An 18,117-nucleotide genomic window follows, 5' to 3' on the forward strand; every position below is an offset into this window, starting at 1 on the left:
TTCTCAGCTCTCGGCCCCCTGGGCGATCGCCTCGCCCACCTCCTCCACCCGCGCGGCCTCCTCGGCCGCGAACCGCTCCGCGTCCAGCTTCTCGGCGATCTCCTCGTCCTGGGCCATGAGCTGGTCGAGGTTCTGATTGCCCATCTCGAAGACGCCCATGTCCACGTACGCCTCCTGGAGGCGCTTGCCCCACAGGCCGATGTCGCGGACGCACGGAACGATGCGCGAGAAGAGCAACTGGCGGAACAGGGCGAGGAATTCGGACTGCTCGCTGTACTCCTCGGCCTCCGCCTTCGGGATGCCGAAGTTCTCCAGGACCTCCACCCCGCGCAGCCGGTCGCGCATCAGGTAGCAGCCCTCGATGACGAACTCCTCGCGCTCGCGCAGCTCCGCGTCCGTGAGCTGCTTGTAGTAGTCGCGCAGCGCCATCCGCCCGAAGGCCACGTGCCGGGCCTCGTCCTGCATCACGTACGCGAGGATCTGCTGCGGCAGCGGCTTGTCCGTGGTGTCGCGGATCATGCCGAACGCGGCCAGCGCGAGGCCCTCGATGAGCACCTGCATGCCCAGGTACGGCATGTCCCAGCGCGAGTCGCGCAGGGTGTCGCCGAGCAGGGACTGGAGGTTGTCGTTGATGGGGTAGGCCATGCCCACCTTGTCGTGCAGGAAGCGGCCGAAGATCTCCGCGTGCCGGGCCTCGTCCATGGTCTGCGTGGCGGAGTAGAACTTCGCGTCCAGGTCGGGGACGGACTCCACGATGCGGGCCGCGCAGATCATCGCCCCCTGCTCGCCGTGCAGGAACTGGCTGAACTGCCAGGAGGCGAAGTGCTGCCGGAGCTCACCCTTGTCCCGTTCGGTGAGCTTGGCCCAGTGCCGGGTGCCGTACAGCGACAGGGACTCGTCCGGGGTGCCGAGCGGGTCGTACGGGTCCACCTCGATGTCCCAGTCGATGCGCTTGGCACCGTCCCACTGCTTGTCCTTGCCCTTCTGGTAGAGCGCGAGCAGCCGGTCACGGCCGTCGTCGTACTCCCAGCTGAAGCGGGCGGCACCGGTGGCGGGCACCTGCCACTGCGGCTCGGCGGGCGCCTGGATGTAGCGGTCGTACGTGGACACGGGCGGCTCCTTCGCCTCGTACACAGGGTCGCGGCCGACCCCGACTCGCCTTGCAGACCGGATGGTTGGCAGATTCACACGGTGGTAGACGCACGGTCAACAACGCGGCCCGACAAGTCGCGCCAAGTCCTGCGCAGAGGATTGACGGGCTTGCTGACGCGCAGTCTCATAAGAGGTGACCCCCGGTAACCGAGTCACGAGGTGACAGCCGCCATGACGATGACGGAAGCGGGCACGCACGCCGTCCTGCGGGACGCGCTCGGCCTGCTCAAGGACCGCGAGCAAGTGGCCGAGCGGCTCCTCGAGTCTTCCGCCAAGCACTCGTTCGACCCCGACAAGGAGCTGGACTGGGACGCTCCGGTCGAGGAGGGCAAGTGGTTCTGGCCGCCGGAGCTCGTCTCGCTCTACGACACCCCGCTGTGGAAGCGGATGTCCGAGGAGCAGCGGATGGAACTGGCCCGGTACGAGGCGGCCTCGCTCGCCTCGCTGGGCATCTGGTTCGAGATCATCCTGATGCAGCTCCTCGTGCGGCACATCTACGACAAGCCGATGGACAGCGCCCATGTGCGCTACGCCCTCACCGAGATCGCGGACGAGTGCCGGCACTCGATGATGTTCGCCCGCATGATCAAGAAGGGCGGGGCGAAGGTGTACCCCGTCAGCAAGCTCAACCACAACCTGGCGCGGATCCTGAAGACCGTGTCCACGACGCCCGGTTCGTTCGCCTGCACGCTGCTCGGCGAGGAGATCCTCGACTGGATGCAGCGGCTCACCTTCCCGGACGAGCGCGTCCAGACCCTCGTCCGCGGCGTGACGCGGATCCACGTGGTCGAGGAGGCCCGCCATGTGCGCTACGCACGCGAGGAGTTGCGGCGCCAGATGGTCACGGCGCCGCGCTGGGAGCGGGAGTTGACGCGGATCAGCTCCGGGCAGGCCGCGAAGGTGTTCTCCGTGGCGTTCGTGAACCCGCAGGTCTACACGGACGTCGGCCTCGACCGGCGGGAGGCGCTCGCGCAGGTCAAGGCGAGCGGCCACCGCCGCGAGGTGATGCAGACCGGCGCCAAGCGCCTGACCGACTTCCTCGACGACATCGGGGTGTTGCGGGGGCCGGGGCGCCGGCTGTGGCAGAGCTCGGGGCTGCTTGCGTAGGCGCCGGCGGTTGCAGACGGACCTGGCCGACGAGCGTCGCGGCGGATGACGAGCGGTGATGACGGCCTACGTGCGGCGGGCGCCGGCGGACTACCCTTCGGGCATGTCCTCGGCGCCCGTTCCCACCACCGCCTCCGCCCGGACCCCCGCGTACCGGCGGCTGAGCGTCGCGGAGCGGCGCAGCCAGCTGCTCGCGTCGGCGCTCACTCTGTTCGCGCACCGGGCCCCCGAGGACGTCTCGCTCGACGACGTCGCCGAGGCCGCCGGTGTCTCGCGGCCGCTCGTGTACCGCTACTTCCCGGGCGGCAAGCAGCAGTTGTACGAGGCGGCGCTGCGCTCCGCGGCCGACGAGCTGGAGCGGTGCTTCGACGAGCCGCCCACCGGTCCGCTCACCGAACGGCTCGGCCGCGCGCTCGACCGCTATCTCGCGTTCGTGGACTCCCACGACACGGGGTTCGCCGCGCTCCTCCAGGGCGGCAGTGTCGTCTCCACCTCTCGTACCACCGCGATCGTGGACGAGGTCCGCAGGAGCGCGGCGGCCAGCATCCTCGGGCACATGCCCGTGAGCGCTCCGGGCCCGCGGCTGCATCTGCTGGTGCGGATGTGGATCGCGGCCGTCGAGGCGGCCTCGCTCATCTGGCTGGACGAGGGCAAGCAGCCGCCGGCCGCCGAGCTGCGGGACTGGCTCCTTGACCAGTTCGTCGCCCAGCTCACGGCTTCGGCTGCCTCCGACGCGCAGACGGCCGAGGTGCTGCGGTCGGCGCTCGCGCTGGAGCGGGCGGACGGGCCCGCGGGATCGCTCGCGCGCCGAGTGCTGCCTGTGCTGGGCGAGGCGGGGCGTCTGCGCTGAGGCGCGGTCCGGTGGGGCATCTGCGGTGAGGCGGAGTGCGGTGGAGCACCTGCGCCGAGGCGCCGCCCGCCGTGCGGCGGCGTCCGCTCCCGCCACCTGTGACACTGGCCTGGTGAACCGCGACCCGATCCCCTTCGTCGGCGGCCCGCTGGACGGCCGCACCCTCGACGTCCTCACCGGCCCCACCGGCCACCCGCCCAAGCTGTACAAGATCCCGGTGCCGGCCACCGAGGACTCCCCCGCCACGACCGTCGTCTACCGGCGCATGGAGGCGGGGCGGCGCGGGGTGCGGCAGTTGTGGCGGTACGAGTACGACGCCGACGGGAACGCGGAGACCGGGCGCCTGAAGTGGCCGTGGTCCAAGCCGGGTCCGCTGAAGGGGTGAGCACCATGCCCCGTACCGCCCAGTTATAGGCTTTTCATCCCATTCCCGTCGCATGCTCCTCCTGGGGCGGGCCGGCCGCCCCGCGACCGGAGGTGATGACATGTCGGGCAGAGTGCTGCGCCTTGTGTGTGCCGCCGCGGTGGTGGCGGCCGGGATCGTCGGACCGGCGGGCGGTGCGCGCTCGGCTCCGGAGCCGGAGGCTACGGAGCTTGCCGCTCCAGGCGCGAAGTCGGTCGGGGATCTGCTGGCCGAGCTCCAGAAGCTGTACCGGGCCGCCGAGCGGGCCACCGAGACGTACAACACGACGGCCGAGCAGCTGAAGGAGCAGACGGCCGAGACGCGCCGGAAGAACGGTGAACTCGCGCGCACACGGCTGCTGTTGACCGACAGCCGGCTCGCGGCGGGGCGGCTCGCCCGGCAGCAGTATCAGAGCGCGAGCGGCTTCGACGGCTACGTACGGCTGCTCCTCGCGGCCGATCCGCAGACGGCGCTCGACCAGAAGCATGTGGTCGGACGGCTCGCGCGGGAGCGCGTGGAGACGGTGGGCCGGCTGGCCGCGGACGAGCGGAAGGCCGATCAGCTGGCCACGGCCGCCCGCAAGGCCCTGGACAAGCAGCAGGTCCTCGCGGGGAAGCGGAAGAAGCAGCGGGACGCGGCGGTGACGAAGCTCAAGGCCGTGGAGAAGCTGCTCGCGTCGGTGAGCGCGGACGAACTCGCCGAGCTGCGCAAGCTGGAGGCCTCGGGCGCGGACGCGGCTCAGGAGGAACTGCTCGCCTCGGGCGCGCTGCCGGGCCCGGGCGGTACGGCCGCCGCGTCGCGCGGGGGCGCGGCGGCGGTGCGCTGGGCCCGCACCCAGCTCGGCAGGCCCTACGCCTCCGGGGCGAGCGGGCCGGAGGCGTACGACGCGCCCGGGTTCGTCGCGGCCGCGTGGCAGCGGGCGGGGGTGCCGGTGGCGCGGACCGGGCGCGGGCAGTGGGAGTCACTGCCGAAGGTGCCGCTGCGGCAGGCGCGGCCCGGTGACGTGGTGGTGTACGGGCCGGACGCGGCCCATGTGGCGCTGTACGCGGGCGAGGGCAAGGTGCTGGCGCCCCGCCCCGGAGGGCGCGTGGAGCTCGCTCCGGTGGCGGGGCGGGGTGCGGTGCTCGGGTTGGTGCGGCCGGACGCGGTGAGCCCGGACGCGGACTGAGCCCGGCCGCACCCCTCGGCCGGTCAGGCCCCGGAGACCTCGGCCAGGTAGGCGTTCGCCTTCTCCAGCTCGAAGAAGAAGTTCTCGAAGTCCGAAGGGTCATTGAAGCCGTTGGCGAAGCGGTCGGCGATCGGCTGGAGTTCGCCGGCCGCGCCGATGAGGTTCAGGACGTGCTCCGGCGGCGGGGCCAGCATCGCGTTGGTCCACTTGGTGACGTGCTGGGCCGTGGCCCAGTAGCGGTCGAACGCGGACTGCATCCAGGCCTCGTCGAAGGGCCGGTCGCCGTGCTCGACGATCGAGGCCAGGTACGAAGCGGCGCACTTCGCGGCCGAGTTGGAGCCCTGGCCGGTGATCGGGTCGTTGGCCACGACCACGTCCGCGACGCCGAGCACCAGGCCGCCGCCGGGCAGCCGGCCGATCGGGTTGCGGACCGTCGGCGCGTAGCGTCCCGCCAACGTGCCGTTGGCGTCGGTCAGTTCGACCTTCGTGGCGCGCGCGTACTCCCAGGGCGTGAACTTCTCCATCAGCTCCAGGGTGAGCGCCAAGTGCTCCGAGGGGTCCTTGACGCCCTTGAACACGTCCAGGGGGCCGCCCGGGACGCCCTCCCAGAAGAGGATGTCGGCGCGGCCGGAGGTGGTGAGGGTGGGCATGACGAAGAGCTCGCCGACGCCCGGGACCAGGTTGCAGCGGACCGCGTCGAAGTCGGGGTGCTCCGGGCGCGGGCCCAGGCCGTGCACGTACGAGACCGCGAGGGCGCGCTGCGGCTCGGCGTACGGGGAGCGGGCGGCGTCGCGGCCGAACATCGAGACCAGCTCGCCCTTGCCGGCGGCGACGAGGACGAGGTCGTACGTACGCGAGAAGTAGTCCAGGTCGGAGACGGCCGCACCGTGGATCACCAGCTGGCCGCCGCGCTGCGCGAAGGTCTCCATCCAGCCCGCGAACTTCACGCGCTGGTCCACGGACTGGGCGTAACCGTCGAGGCGGCCGACCCAGTCGATCACGCGCTGCGACTCGGGGCCCGCGACGGAGACGCCGAGGCCCTCGATGCGCGGGGCCTGGGACTCCCAGAAGTTCAGGGACAGGTCGCGCTCGTGCTGGAGCGCCGTGTGGAACATGCACTGCGTGGACATGACCCGGCCGGCCCGGATCTCGTCCGCCGTGCGGTTGGACATGAGGGTGACCTCGTACCCCTGCGCCTGGAGGCCGAGGGCGAGCTGGAGGCCGGACTGGCCGGCTCCGACGATGAGTATCTTGCGCATGCTTCTTCCCTGGTACGACGGGAGGGACAGGACGGTCAGGCGGGAGTCAGTTCGAGGGCGTGGCCCACCAGGGCGAGCAGCGTCTCGACCACCGGGATGCGGCGGCGCGCGTCCATGATCAGGACGGGGATGCCCTCGGGCACGGTGAGCGCCTCGCGCACGTCCTCGGCCGTGAACTCCTCGGTCCCCTCGAAGTGGTTGACGGCGACAACGTACGGCAGGCCGCAGCTCTCGAAGTAGTCGAGCGCCGCGAAGCACTCGTCGAGGCGGCGGGTGTCGGCGAGCACGACCGCGCCGATCGCGCCGCGCACGAGGTCGTCCCACATGAACCAGAAGCGCTGCTGTCCCGGGGTGCCGAAGAGGTACAGGACGAGGTCGTCGTCGAGCGTGATGCGGCCGAAGTCCATGGCCACCGTGGTGGTCAGCTTGTCCGGGGTGGCCGTCAGGTCGTCCGTGTCCTCGCTGGCCTGGGTCATCAGAGCCTCGGTCCGGAGCGGGGTGATCTCCGAGACCGAGCCGACGAGGGTGGTCTTGCCCACGCCGAAGCCGCCGGCCACCACGATCTTCGTGGCAACGGGGGCCCGAGTGTGGTCCAACTGCCAGTCCTGCGCGCCCTCTTCGGCCACGGTGCGCCAGGGTTCTATGACGGTGTCGGACGCGACGGTGTCGGACGCGACCGTGTCGGACGCGACCGTGTCGGACGCGACCGCGTCAGAGGCGACGGAGTCCACTCAGCACCCTTTCGAGGAGAGCACGGTCCGGCTGCCCGGGTCCGTGCCCGGTCCCGTACACCCGGATCCTTCCCTGGTCGGCGAGGTCGCTGAGCAGCACGCGCACCACGCCGAGCGGCATCTTGAGCAGGGCGGCGATCTCGGCGACCGTGCGCATCCTGCGGCAGAGCTCCACGATGGCCCGCAGCTCCGGCATGACCTTCGTGTGCAGGCTGCCGTTGGGCAGCTCCGGCCGGTCGTCCTTGCCGCCTTCGAGCGCGGGCACGGCGGCCACGAAGGTCTCGACGAGCAGGACGTGGCCGAAGCGCGTACGGCCGCCGGTCAGCGAGTACGGGCGCACCCGCGCGGGCCTGCGGCCGGCCCCGCGCACGGGGAGTTCGGCGGCGCTCACCGGGCGCCCGCCCGCTCCCTCGACTGCCGCAGTTCACTGCGGAGTTCGGGGGTGAGGACATGGCCGGCGCGACCCACGAACAGGGCCATGTGGTACGCGACCACGCTCATGTCGCAGTCAGGCGTGGCGTGCACCCCGAGCAGCGAACCGTCGCTGATCGACATGACGAAGAGGCTGCCCTCGTCCATCGCGACCATGGTCTGCTTCACGCCGCCGCCGTCCATCAGGCGTGCCGCACCGATGGTGAGGCTGCCGAGGCCGGAGACGATCGTGGCCAGGTCGGCGCTGGAGCCGCGCGGGCCCGCGGGCCCCTGCGCCGGAACGCGCTCGGCGTTCTGCCCGGGGTCGGAGGACAGGAGCAACAGCCCGTCCGACGAGACCACCGCGACCGAGATCAGGCCGGGCACCTCGTCCACCAGGTTCGTCAGCAGCCAGTGCAGGTTGCGGGCCTCGGTGCTGAGCGCCCCGGGCTTGCTGGACACCGTCAACTGCGGGCCTCCTTGAGTGAGTCCCCCGGATCCGTGGTCTCTTGCGGTGTGGTGGTCGTGTACGGCGCGTCGCCCGTCGGCGGCACGATCGGCTCGCGCCGCGCGGTCGCCTCGTGCTGCGGGGCGGTGCGCTGGGCGGGTACGTCGGCGTCGGGTGCGGTGCCGCCGGGCGACTCGGGCTCGCCGGCCAGCTCCGCCTCGACGTCGCGGCGGCCCTCCTGGGCACCCTGCCGGAACCCGGCGAGGCGGCGGCGCAGCTGCTCGGCGTCCACGCCCCGGGGGCGCGCCGGGGCGGCCTTCGGGGCCGGGGCGGTCACGTTGGGCGTGCGCTTGGGCAGACCCTTGTCCGTGACGCGCTCCCACTTGGGCGGGCGCGGGGCGGACTGCTCGGGGGGCGTGGGCTGGTCGGGGTGCGTGGGCTCCTGGGCGGGAGCGGTGGCCTCCTCGGAGCGCGGCGACTCGTCCTCCGTGCGCTCGTGCGCGTGGTCGTCGGGGACGGCCACGACGCGCGTGGGGCGCAGCAGCTCGGGGGCGTCCAACTCCGGTGTCGGAAGCGTGAGTTCGAGGGTGGACTCGGCGGGGCTCTCGGCCGCGAGGAGGTCGTCCTCGCCCTCGTCCTCGTACGGGTCGGGGGCGTCGGTCACGTCGAGCGGCTGGTGCGGCTCGTGCGATTCGTGCGACAGGTGCGGCTCGCGCGCGCCGAAGGCGGCGGCGACCAGGTCCTCGCCGCCGAGTCCGGGGGCGTCGGCCTCCCGTGCCAGGTCGGCCGATTCCCGTAGAGGCTCGGCCGATTCCGGTACGGGCTCGGCGGATTCCTGTGCGCGGTCGTCGCCTGCCTCGGGCTCCCGTACGGGATCGGCCTCGGAGACCTGTACGTCCTCGTCGTGGCCTCGTACGGCATCCGCGAGGTCACGTGCGACGTCCTCGGCCGGGACCGGCACCGGGCCCGCAGCCACAACCGGACCCGCAGACGCCGCCTCTGCCTCTGCCTCTGCCTCTGCCTCTGCCTCTGCCGGATCAACGGCTTCAGCCTGATCCGCACCCGCACCCGAGCCCGGCCCCTGCGCACCGTCCTCCTCCAGGCCGACCGTGCGCGAACGCCCCGCCAGCTCATTGGAGTTGGCCTCGGCCTCCGCGCCGGCCAGGTGGAGCTCCGGCGGGGCGCCGGCCAGGGTGACGCGGCGGCTGACGGTCGTGGCCGGTGCGGTCGCGAGGATCGCCTTCGGCAGGACGGCCACCGCCGCCACTCCCCCGTTGCCCTGCTCGCGCAGCTGGACCCGCACCCCGTGCCGGGCCGCGAGGCGGGCCACCACGTACAGGCCGAGGCCCAGGCCCTCCTCGTCCTCGCCGGTGTGCAGCGCGGCCGGATCGAACGCGGCCAGGCGGGAGTTGACGGCCTCCAGGCGCTCGGGGGCGAGACCGATGCCCTCGTCCTGGACGGAGAGCATCACCTCGCCGTTCTCCAGGAGCCAGCCCGAGACCTCGACGGCCGCGTCCGGCGGCGAGAACGACGTGGCGTTCTCCAGGAGTTCGGCCAGGAGGTGGCTGAGGTCGTCGGCCGCGAAGCCCGCGATGTGCGCGTGCGGCGGCAGCGAGGCGATGCGGACCCGCTCGTAGCGCTCGATCTCGCTGACCGCGGCGCGGACGACGTCGACCAGCGGGACGGGCCCGGGGTGCGCGTGCTTGTGCTCGGCGCCCGCGAGGACCAGGAGGTTCTCGCTGTGGCGGCGCATGACCGTGGCGAAGTGGTCCAGCTTGAAGAGCGTGTCGAGGCGCTCGGGGTCTTCCTCGCGCTCCTCCAGGTGCTCGATCACGGCGAGCTGGCGGTCGATGAGGCCGAGGGTGCGCAGCGCCAGGTTCACGAAGGTGTGCTGGACGCTGTCCTCGGCGCGCTGCAACTCGTCGCGCGCGGCGGCCAGTTCCTTGCGCAGCCCGACCCGCTCGCAGGCCAGCTTCTCGCGCTCGCCGATGAGGTGGGCCCGGTCCGCTTCGAGGACGCCCGCGCGCTCGTGCAGCTTGGCGGTGTGCTCGTACAGCGCGTTGACGGAGCGTACGACCGCGGCGAACTCATCGTTGCGCCCGGTGAAGCGCACGGGTTCCTCGCCGGACGGCTTCTCGGCCAGGCGGGCGGTGCCCAGGCGCAGCACCGCGAGCGGGCGCGTGAGGGTGCGGGCGACGGCGATGCAGACGCCGAGGGCGAGCAGGGCGAGCGCGCCGACCAGGGCGATGCGCAGTTCGAGCGCGGTGACGTCCTGGTCGCGCAGGTCGGTGAGCTGCTCGATGCGGTCGGTGGCCAGGGTGTTCTCGACGCTGCGGAGCTGGTCGATGCGGGCCGTGAGCGAGGAGGCGATCTTCTCGCGGTCGTAGCCGAGCTCCTCGTCGCTGAGCGTCGGGGCGTCGGTGAGGCGGTCGAGGTAGCGGTCGGCGGTGGCGACGTCGGGCCCGGTGACGGTCGTGCTCAGCTTGGTGCGCTGGTCGACCGGGGCGCCGGCGGCGAAGGCGTCGAGCGCGGCCCGCTCGGACAGGCGGGCCTCCTGCGCGGCGGCGGTCAGGGCGTCGCGGCGCTTGTCGTCGGCGGTGCGGGCGGTGGCGGTGACCGGGAGGCCTGTGACCGGATCGATGACGGTCTGCGGGGCGGTGCGCGGCGTCGCGTACGCGGCGAGCAGCAGCCCGCGCACCGCGCCGGCCTGCGCGACCGCGCGGTCCAGGTCGGCCAGCGCGTGCCGGCCGGCTCCCGCGCGGGGCGGCAGCTGGTCGGCGAGCTCCTCGGTGAGGCGGTGCAGGGCGGTGAGCGCCTCGGTGTATGCGGTGTGCGCCTCGAGCGCCGAGCCCTTGCCGGTGAGGGCCTGGCGGCGCACGCCCGCGAAGACGGCGAGGTCCTTGCGCAGGCCCGCGGGCGCCTCGGCGCGCAGCGCGGCGAGCTGGCGGTCGACCCGCTCGGTGGAGCCGGGGCGCTCGTCGTCGGGGCGGCCCGCGGCGATGTACGCGGTGATCGTGTCGCGCTCGTCGGTCAGCGCGTGCGCGAGGACGGTGGCCTCGCGCGTGAGCTCGGCGAGGTCCAGCAGGTGCTGGGTGTCGGCGACTTGGGCGGAGGCGCCGAGGATCGCCGGGGTGCCCGCGCCCGCGACGGCGGCGGTGACCACCGCGACGGCGGCGATCAGCCGGCTGCGCACCCGCACGGCCTTGCCCGCCCGGCCTGTGGCCTCACCAGGCCGCTTGCTCTGCACCGGTGCTCGCATCCTCGTTGCTCTCGGTGTTCTTGTTGTGCCGCGTACGCCGCGTCGTGCTCGTGCCGCAGGTGCGACGGTGCGCTCCGCCGTGCGTGGCGGGGCGCGGGGGCTGCTTGGTGTCTCGCGTCGTCCACCGTGTCGGGTGAGGTGACGTGCCCTCTCTGGTACGGCTTATGACCATTCCAGCGCGCCTGGGTGGCGGTCGCCCTTAGCCGGGCGGGCCACCCGAAGGAGTGAACCTCGCCGGGAGTTGAGGGATCAAGTTCCACTTCGTCATCGATACGGGGGCTCGCGCGGCGCCGGTTGGACGGCGGGCGCGGCCTTTGGCAAGATGCCCCGCCCGCCCGGCGCGCGAGGGCGCGGTCCAGGCCAACTCCCCTGCTCCGCCCGCCCTGTGAAGGTCTCGCACACACTCGTGCAGACTGCATGGATGCGCGTCGAACTCTGCACGGAACCCGGCCACCCCGAACGCCCCAACGAGGACTTCGCCTCGGTGGCGCTGCCCGCCTCAGGAAAGGGCGGGACGCTGGTCGTCCTGGACGGCGTGACACCCCCGCAGGGAGACGTCGGTTGTGTGCACGACGTGCCCTGGTTCGTCGCCCGGCTCGGCGGCGCCCTGGGTGAACTGTCCGTTTCGCGGCGGGACATGGGGCTGGCCGGGATCCTCTCGCTGGCGATCGCCCGGACCGCGGACTCCCACCGCACTTCCTGTGACCTTTCTCACCTCCGTACGCCGCAGGCGACCGTGGTCCTCGCGCGCTGGGACGACGAACGCGTCGAGTACCTCGTCCTGTCGGACTCGGTGCTGCTCGCGGAGTCGCCGTCCGGCGAGGTGCGGGTGGTGGCGGACGACCGGCTCGACACGCTGCCGCCGCGGGTGGCGGAGGCGCGCGAGGCGGTGCGCGCGCTGCCGGAGGGCTCGCCCGAACGGGCCGCGGCGGCACGGCGGTACGTGGCGGCCGTGGAGGCGCTGCGCAACGCCGAGGAAGGGTTCTTCACGGCGGCCGCCGACCCTTCAGTGGCGGACCGCGCCGTGACCGGAACCTGGCCGCGCGGCGACGTCCGCACCCTCGTCGGGCTCACGGACGGCGCGGGCCGCTGGGTCGAGACCTTCGGCGAGGGCGACTGGGCGGAGTGCTTCGCCTTCCTGCGCAAGGCCGGGCCGCGGGGGCTCGTGGACCGCGTGCGGGCGCTCGAACGGGAGCGGGTGGCCGCGGGGGTACGCGTCGGGGGCAAGCCGCACGACGACGCGACGGTGGTGTGGGCCGAGCTGTAGGCCGTCACGTCACGGCGGCAGCCGCGGGCGGCCGTGCGGCCCGTATCCGGGTCCCCTACTGCTCGCCGCCGGCGTTCAGCTGGTGCAGGAGGCGGGCCAGTTCGGCGACCTCGGAGCGGTCCCAGCCGGCGAGCTGGCGCACGTAGCGCTCCCGGCGCGCGCCGCGCACCGTGCGGAACCGCTCGCGCCCTTCGTCGGTGAGCCGCAGCAGGGCCGCGCGGCCGTCCGCCGGGTCGGGCTCGCGCGCCACCAGGCCCAGCTCCTCCAGGGCGCGCAACTGGCGGCTCATGGTGGCCTTGCCGACTCCGAAGTAGGCCGCGAGGTCGGTGGCCCGCTGCGAGCCACCCTCCTCCAGGCGTACGAGGAGTCCGTACGCGGCGGGTTCGAGCTCCGGGTGGACCGCGCGCGCCATCTCTCCGGAACTGGCCCGCGCCCGCCGCAGGAACACCGTCAACTCCCGCTCCAGGGCGAGGAATTCGTGGTCCACACCATTCTCCGGCGCGCCGGGACGCTCGCTGCCGTCGTGACGGTCGTGCACTTCAGAGCCCATGAAACGCTTTCCCGATGCTGAAAGTTTCTGCCACACCCCGGCCGTTGCCGCAGCTCGGCCAGTATTTCGCAGGCGTAGACCAACGGCAGCCCCAAGGCCCTCTTCCCACCCGCGAGTCCTCCTGCGTAGCTTCATTGGTGACATGTCCACGCAGCAACTGGGCCGACATGTCGACAGATCCCCCCACCCTGTGAGCCCGGCACCTGACCACCGGGCTCCACGAGGCCTTCGGAGGCACGCACATGTCCGTGCACAGACCCGGAAGACCCCGTACCACTGGCGACACCACTCCCCGCACCGCTCGCGACTCCGCTCCCCGTACCACTCGCGACTCCGCTTCCCGCACCGCCCGCCGCCTGCTCCCGCCGGGCGCCCGCTCGCGTCTGACGGCGGCCGGCGTCCTGCTCTCCGTCCTCTCCCTCCTGTTCACGCTGCCCGCGACCGCGCAGGGCGCCGAGCAGGGCAGCGCCGACAAGCCCGCACGCGGCGAGGCCCGCATGGGCATGGGCGTCGTGGCGCACGACGGCCAGGGCGGACTGCCCCGCGAGGGCCGCGCCGTCCAGACCGAGGGCGTGGACGTCTCCAGCCACCAGGGCAACGTCAACTGGTCGGCGCTGTGGACCAGCGGCGTCAAGTGGGCCTACGTGAAGGCCACCGAGGGCACGTACTACAAGAACCCCTACTTCGCGCAGCAGTACAACGGCTCGTACAACATCGGCATGATCCGCGGGGCGTACCACTTCGCGACCCCCGACACGACCTCCGGTGCCACCCAGGCCGACTACTTCGTCAACAACGGCGGCGGCTGGTCCCGTGACGGCAAGACCCTGCCGGGCGTCCTCGACATCGAGTGGAACCCGTACGGCGCGGCCTGCTACGGCAAGTCCCAGTCAGCGATGGTCACTTGGATCCGCGACTTCCTGAACCGCTACAAGGCCCGCACGGGACGCGACGCGGTGATCTACACGGCGACGAGCTGGTGGACCCAGTGCACCGGCAACTACGGCGGCTTCGGCTCGACCAACCCGCTCTGGATCGCGCGCTACAACACGACTCCCGGCACGCTGCCCGCCGGCTGGGGCTTCTACACGATGTGGCAGTACACGTCCTCCGGCCCGATCGTGGGCGACCACAACAAGTTCAACGGCGCGCTGGACCGCGTGGTGGCACTCGCCAACGGCTGACCCGGCCCCCGCGGCACCGCACAGACGGAAGGCCCGGCCACCTGTGGGGGTGGCCGGGCCTTCTCCTGCTCCGCGCGGCGGCATTCTCCACGCCCGCCGCACCGGCTACTCCAGGACCGCCGTGGCCTCGACCTCGACCAGGAGGTCCGGCTCGCCGAGCGCGGCCACGCCGAGGAGGGTGATCGGCTTCACGGGGTCGACGCCCAGCTTCTCCGCCGCGCGGCCCACCCCCTCGCCCAGCAGGGGCATCTTCTCGGGGCTCCAGTCCACGACGTAGACGGTCAGCTTGGCCACGTCGTCGAAGGAGCCGCCGATCTCCGTGAGCGCCGTGCCGATGTTGAGGTAGCACTGCTCGACCTGGGCGGCGAGGTCTCCGCCGCCGACCGGGCGGCCCTCGGCGTCGCGGGCGACCTGCCCGGCGAGGAACACCAGCTTCGACCCGCTGGCGATGGACAGCTGACGGTAGACCTCGGGCTTCGGCAGGCCGTCGGGATTGACGAGCTTTACGGACATGAGCCCTCCTCGGGAGCCGGTGGATCCGGAGCCGTCGTGGGCGGTGGATCCGGCCACCCACAATACATAGCAGCGCTATGTATTGTGGGGTCATGGCGAGGACGAAGGATCCGGCGGTCCGTGCCCGACTCCTGGACCGCGCCGCGCACATGCTGCGTACGCGGCAGCCGGTGACGCTGCGCGCGCTGGTCGCGGGGACCGGGGTGTCGACGATGGCCGTGTACACGTACTTCGGCAGCATGGACGGGCTGTGGAGCGCGGTGCGCCAGGAGGGCTTCTCGCGGCTCGCGGCCAAGCTCGACGAGGTCCCCTCGAGCGCGGATCCGGCGGACCCGGCGGACCCGGCGGACCCGGTGCGGGATCTCACCGCGCTCGGCGCCGCCTATGTGGTCAACGCCCTGGAGAATCCGGACCTTTACCGCGTCATGTTCGACGCGGGCTTCGCGCTGGAGGACGCCGGAGCGGCGGACGAGACGCTGCACCGGCTCGTGCGCGCCGTGGAGCGGGCCAAGGAGGCCGGCCGCTTCCGCGCGGATGTGGACCCGGCCGAACTGGCCCTGCAGAGCTGGGCGATCGGCCACGGGCTCGCCTCGCTGGTGGTGACGGGCCCGCTGCCTCGGCAGGCGCTCGACCACGCCGTGCCCATGCTGACGGCGCAGTTCGTCGGCGCCGGCGACGCACCGGACCGCTGCCGGCGGTCGGTGGAGCGCGGCTGGGAGGCCGTGCCCACGGCGGCGTCCGCCGTGGGCGGCTGAGGCGCTGAGTCGAGGTGCCGGGGTGAGGCTTCCGGCCGGTGTGCCGCTACGTGCCGGTGTGCAGTCTGACGTGCAACGCGCGTACCTCTTCGGCCAGTTCGGGCACCGGTCCCTCGACCATGACGTCCGGGGCGATGGTGTTCACCGGCAGGGCGGCGACCGGGCCCGGCGGCACGCCCAGGTCGTTCAGCCACTGGGTGAGCTGGGCCGTGGAGGAGACGTAGACGATCCGGGCGAGTCCCACCCAGGCGTGCGCCGCCGAGCACATCGGGCAGTGCTCGCCGGAGGTGTAGACGGTGGCGCCCGCGCGCTCCTCGGGGGTCATGTGGGAGGCGGCCCAGCGGGCGAGGGCGAACTCGGGGTGCTGGGTGCGGTCGCCGTCGGCGACCCGGTTGCGGTCCTCGGCGCGGGCGTTGCCCTCGGCGTCGACGAGGACGGAGCCGAAGGGCTCGTCCCCGGCGTTCAGGGCCTCTTCCGCGAGTTCGACGCAGCGGCGCAGGTGACGCATGTCGGTTTCGTTGAGCATGGGGTCAGTATTCAGCCCCCGGTCCGGGAAGGGGCGGGTAGGTGAAGAGTGAACGGCCCGAGCCCCCGCGTACGGGAACCCGGGCCGCCACCTCATCCGGCCGCGTCCGTCACGCCGCGACCGGAACCTCCGTCCGCGCACCGTTCGACGCGGGCGCCAGGGCCAGTTCGAGGACCTGGCGCACATCCGTCACCGGGTGCACGTCCAGCTTCTCCAGGACCTCCGCCGGCACATCGTCCAGATCCGCCTCGTTCCGCTTCGGGATGATCACCGTGGTGACCCCGGCCCGGTGCGCGGCGAGCAGCTTCTGCTTCACGCCGCCGATGGGCAGCACCCGGCCGGTGAGCGAGACCTCACCGGTCATGGCCACGTCCGTACGGACCAGGCGCCCGGACAGGAGCGAGGCAAGGGCGGTGGTCATCGTGATGCCCGCACTCGGACCGTCCTTCGGCACCGCGCCCGCGGGGAAGTGGATGTGCACCCCGCGGTCCTTCAAGTCGCCCACCGGGAGCTCCAGTTCCGCGCCGTGCGAGCGCAGGAAGCTCAGCGCGATCCGGGCCGACTCCTTCATCACGTCGCCGAGCTGGCCGGTGAGGGTCAGGCCCGACGCGCCCGTCTCCGGGTCGGCCAGCGAGGCCTCCACGAAGAGGACGTCGCCGCCCGCGCCGGTGACCGCCAGACCGGTGGCCACACCCGGGACGGCGGTGCGCCGCTCGGCCGGGTCCTGGGCGGACTCGGGCACATGGTGCGGACGGCCGATCAGCTCGCGCAGATCGTCCGGGCCGACCGTGAACGGCAGCTCGCGGTCGCCGAGTTCGTGCTGCGCGGCCACCTTGCGGAGCACCCGCGTGATGGCCCGCTCCAGGTTGCGCACGCCGGCCTCGCGCGTGTACTCGCCGGCCAGCTTGCGCAGCGCCTCCTCCTCGACCGTGAGCTCGTCGGCGTTCAGACCGGCGCGCTCCAGCTGCCGGGGCAGCAGGTGGTCGCGGGCGATGACGACCTTCTCGTCCTCGGTGTAGCCGTCGAGCCGTACCAGGTCCATGCGGTCGAGCAGGGCCTCCGGGATGGCTTCCAGGACGTTCGCCGTGGCGAGGAACACCACGTCGCTCAGGTCGAGTTCGACCTCCAGGTAGTGGTCGCGGAAGGTGTGGTTCTGCGCCGGGTCCAGGACCTCCAGGAGGGCCGCCGCCGGGTCGCCGCGGAAGTCGGAGCCGACCTTGTCGATCTCGTCGAGCAGGACGACGGGGTTCATCGAGCCCGCCTCCTTGATCGCCCGCACGATACGGCCGGGCAGCGCGCCCACGTACGTCCGCCGGTGACCGCGGATCTCCGCCTCGTCGCGTACGCCGCCGAGCGCGACGCGCACGAACTTGCGTCCCATCGCGTGCGCGACGGACTCGCCGAGCGAGGTCTTGCCGACACCGGGCGGACCGACCAGCGCGAGCACGGCGCCTCCGCGCCGCCCGCCGACCACGCCCAGGCCCCGGTCGCTGCGCCGCTTGCGCACCGCCAGGTATTCGGTGATCCGCTCCTTCACGTCGTCCAGGCCCGCGTGCTCGGCGTCGAGCACGGCCTTGGCGCCCTGGATGTCGTACGCGTCCTCGGTCCGCTCGTTCCACGGCAGTTCGAGCACCGTGTCGAGCCAGGTGCGGATCCAACTGCCCTCGGGGGACTGGTCGCTGGACCGCTCCAGCTTGTCGACTTCCTTGAGCGCGGCCTCCCGTACCTTCTCGGGCAGGTCGGCGGCCTCGACGCGGGCGCGGTAGTCGTCGGACTCCTCGGCCGCGTCCTTGCTGTCGCCGTTGAGCTCGCGCAGCTCCTTGCGTACGGCGTCGAGCTGGCGGCGGAGCAGGAACTCGCGCTGCTGCTTGTCCACGCCCTCCTGGACGTCCTTGGCGATGGACTCGGCCACGTCCTGCTCGGCGAGGTGGTCGCTGAGCCACTGGATGGCGAGCTTGAGGCGGGCCACCGGGTCGGTGGTCTCCAGGAGCTCGACCTTCTGGGCGGTGGAGAGGAACGGCGAGTAGCCGGAGTTGTCGGCGAGCGCGCCCGGGTCGTCGATCTGCTGGACGCGGTCCACCACCTGCCAGGCGCCGCGCTTGCGCAGCCAGCTGGTGGCAAGTGCCTTGTATTCCTTGATGAGTTCGGCGACCGAGCCCGGCAGCGGGTCGGGCGCGCCGTCCTCGACCTGGGTGCCCTCCACCCAAAGGGCGGCGCCCGGTCCGGTGGTGCCGGCGCCGATCTTCACGCGGCCGCGGGCGCGGATCAGCGCGCCGGGGTCGCCGTCGGCGAGGCGGCCCACCTGCTCGACGGTGCCGAGCACGCCGATGCCCGCGTACGTCCCGTCGATGCGCGGCACGAGCAGGACGCGAGGCTTCCCTGTCTGTCCTCGGGCGGCGGCCTGGGCGGCCTCCACCGCGGCGCGTACATCGGGATCGTTGAGGTCGAGCGGCACGACCATGCCGGGCAGCACGACCTCGTCGTCGAGCGGCAGGACGGGCAGAGTGAGCGTTGCGGACGTCGAAGCCATGATC

At 72.5% G+C, this 18,117-nt stretch carries 17 protein-coding genes; 7 read left to right on the forward strand and 10 right to left on the reverse strand.

What is annotated here, in order from left to right; all coding sequences use genetic code 11:
- Nucleotides 1-3: 3 nt before the first annotated feature.
- Nucleotides 4-1,110 carry a ferritin-like domain-containing protein gene (locus BLT97_RS09115; RefSeq protein ID WP_093608258.1) on the reverse strand — a complete coding sequence of 369 codons (1,107 nt, stop codon included), beginning with the start codon at nt 1,108-1,110 and terminating at the stop codon, nt 4-6.
- A 219-nt stretch (nt 1,111-1,329) separates the two neighbouring features.
- Here BLT97_RS09115 and BLT97_RS09120 point away from each other — a divergent pair, with 219 nt between their 5' ends.
- The 4 genes from BLT97_RS09120 (at nt 1,330) to BLT97_RS09135 (ending at nt 4,680) form a co-directional block, all read left to right on the forward strand.
- A complete protein-coding gene (locus BLT97_RS09120) occupies nt 1,330-2,259 on the forward strand; it encodes an AurF N-oxygenase family protein (protein ID WP_093608364.1) in 930 nt (309 codons plus the stop codon).
- A gap of 103 nt (nt 2,260-2,362) precedes the next feature.
- The gene (locus tag BLT97_RS09125) at nt 2,363-3,109 is read left to right on the forward strand and encodes a TetR/AcrR family transcriptional regulator (RefSeq protein WP_093608365.1); all 747 of its coding nucleotides are present in this window, start codon (nt 2,363-2,365) and stop codon (nt 3,107-3,109) included.
- A 112-nt stretch (nt 3,110-3,221) separates the two neighbouring features.
- A complete protein-coding gene (locus BLT97_RS09130) occupies nt 3,222-3,494 on the forward strand; it encodes a hypothetical protein (protein WP_093608366.1) in 273 nt (90 codons plus the stop codon).
- A 100-nt stretch (nt 3,495-3,594) separates the two neighbouring features.
- Nucleotides 3,595-4,680, forward strand: a complete 1,086-nt coding sequence (locus BLT97_RS09135; RefSeq protein ID WP_093608259.1) for a C40 family peptidase — start codon at nt 3,595-3,597, stop codon at nt 4,678-4,680.
- Between the two features lie 23 nt (nt 4,681-4,703).
- Here the strand turns inward: BLT97_RS09135 and BLT97_RS09140 are convergent, their stop codons facing one another.
- The 5 genes from BLT97_RS09140 to BLT97_RS09160 form a co-directional block, all read right to left on the reverse strand.
- Nucleotides 4,704-5,939, reverse strand: a complete 1,236-nt coding sequence (locus BLT97_RS09140) for a styrene monooxygenase/indole monooxygenase family protein (protein ID WP_093608260.1) — start codon at nt 5,937-5,939, stop codon at nt 4,704-4,706.
- A 35-nt stretch (nt 5,940-5,974) separates the two neighbouring features.
- A complete protein-coding gene (locus tag BLT97_RS09145; RefSeq protein WP_093608367.1) occupies nt 5,975-6,583 on the reverse strand; it encodes a GTP-binding protein in 609 nt (202 codons plus the stop codon).
- A gap of 67 nt (nt 6,584-6,650) precedes the next feature.
- Entirely contained in the window at nt 6,651-7,061 is a 411-nt protein-coding gene (locus BLT97_RS09150; protein ID WP_093608261.1) for a DUF742 domain-containing protein, read from the reverse strand.
- A complete protein-coding gene (locus BLT97_RS09155) occupies nt 7,058-7,543 on the reverse strand; it encodes a roadblock/LC7 domain-containing protein (protein WP_093608262.1) in 486 nt (161 codons plus the stop codon). The genes BLT97_RS09150 and BLT97_RS09155 overlap by 4 nt, the downstream gene beginning before the upstream one ends.
- A gap of 2 nt (nt 7,544-7,545) precedes the next feature.
- On the reverse strand, nt 7,546-10,776 hold the full coding sequence (locus BLT97_RS09160; RefSeq protein WP_245769219.1) for a sensor histidine kinase: 3,231 nt from the start codon (nt 10,774-10,776) through the stop codon (nt 7,546-7,548).
- Nucleotides 10,777-11,209: 433 nt separating this feature from the next.
- Between BLT97_RS09160 and BLT97_RS09165 the strand changes: the two genes are divergently transcribed.
- On the forward strand, nt 11,210-12,055 hold the full coding sequence (locus tag BLT97_RS09165; protein WP_093608264.1) for a hypothetical protein: 846 nt from the start codon (nt 11,210-11,212) through the stop codon (nt 12,053-12,055).
- A gap of 55 nt (nt 12,056-12,110) precedes the next feature.
- On the opposite strand, the gene BLT97_RS09170 is transcribed toward BLT97_RS09165, so the two are convergent.
- Nucleotides 12,111-12,605 (reverse strand): MarR family winged helix-turn-helix transcriptional regulator, encoded by a 495-nt coding sequence (locus BLT97_RS09170; RefSeq protein ID WP_093608265.1) that lies wholly within the window; start codon nt 12,603-12,605, stop codon nt 12,111-12,113.
- 242 nt (nt 12,606-12,847) lie between these two features.
- Here BLT97_RS09170 and BLT97_RS09175 point away from each other — a divergent pair, with 242 nt between their 5' ends.
- A complete protein-coding gene (locus BLT97_RS09175; RefSeq protein WP_093608266.1) occupies nt 12,848-13,789 on the forward strand; it encodes a lysozyme in 942 nt (313 codons plus the stop codon).
- A gap of 105 nt (nt 13,790-13,894) precedes the next feature.
- Here BLT97_RS09175 and BLT97_RS09180 read toward each other — a convergent pair whose 3' ends face one another.
- Nucleotides 13,895-14,302 (reverse strand): RidA family protein, encoded by a 408-nt coding sequence (locus BLT97_RS09180; protein WP_093608267.1) that lies wholly within the window; start codon nt 14,300-14,302, stop codon nt 13,895-13,897.
- Between the two features lie 92 nt (nt 14,303-14,394).
- On the opposite strand from BLT97_RS09180, the gene BLT97_RS09185 reads away from it, so the two are divergent.
- Nucleotides 14,395-15,057 carry a TetR/AcrR family transcriptional regulator gene (locus tag BLT97_RS09185; protein WP_093608268.1) on the forward strand — a complete coding sequence of 221 codons (663 nt, stop codon included), beginning with the start codon at nt 14,395-14,397 and terminating at the stop codon, nt 15,055-15,057.
- Nucleotides 15,058-15,103: 46 nt separating this feature from the next.
- Here BLT97_RS09185 and BLT97_RS09190 read toward each other — a convergent pair whose 3' ends face one another.
- Together BLT97_RS09190 and lon are read right to left on the reverse strand one after the other, a co-directional pair.
- Nucleotides 15,104-15,583: a nucleoside deaminase gene (locus BLT97_RS09190; protein ID WP_093608269.1), complete on the reverse strand. Its 480-nt coding sequence runs from the start codon at nt 15,581-15,583 to the stop codon at nt 15,104-15,106.
- 109 nt (nt 15,584-15,692) lie between these two features.
- A complete protein-coding gene (lon, locus tag BLT97_RS09195; protein WP_093608270.1) occupies nt 15,693-18,113 on the reverse strand; it encodes an endopeptidase La in 2,421 nt (806 codons plus the stop codon).
- Nucleotides 18,114-18,117 lie beyond the last annotated feature (4 nt).

Source organism: Streptomyces indicus, assembly GCF_900100315.1.
In the GTDB taxonomy this organism is placed as follows: Bacteria; Actinomycetota; Actinomycetes; order Streptomycetales; family Streptomycetaceae; genus Streptomyces; species Streptomyces indicus.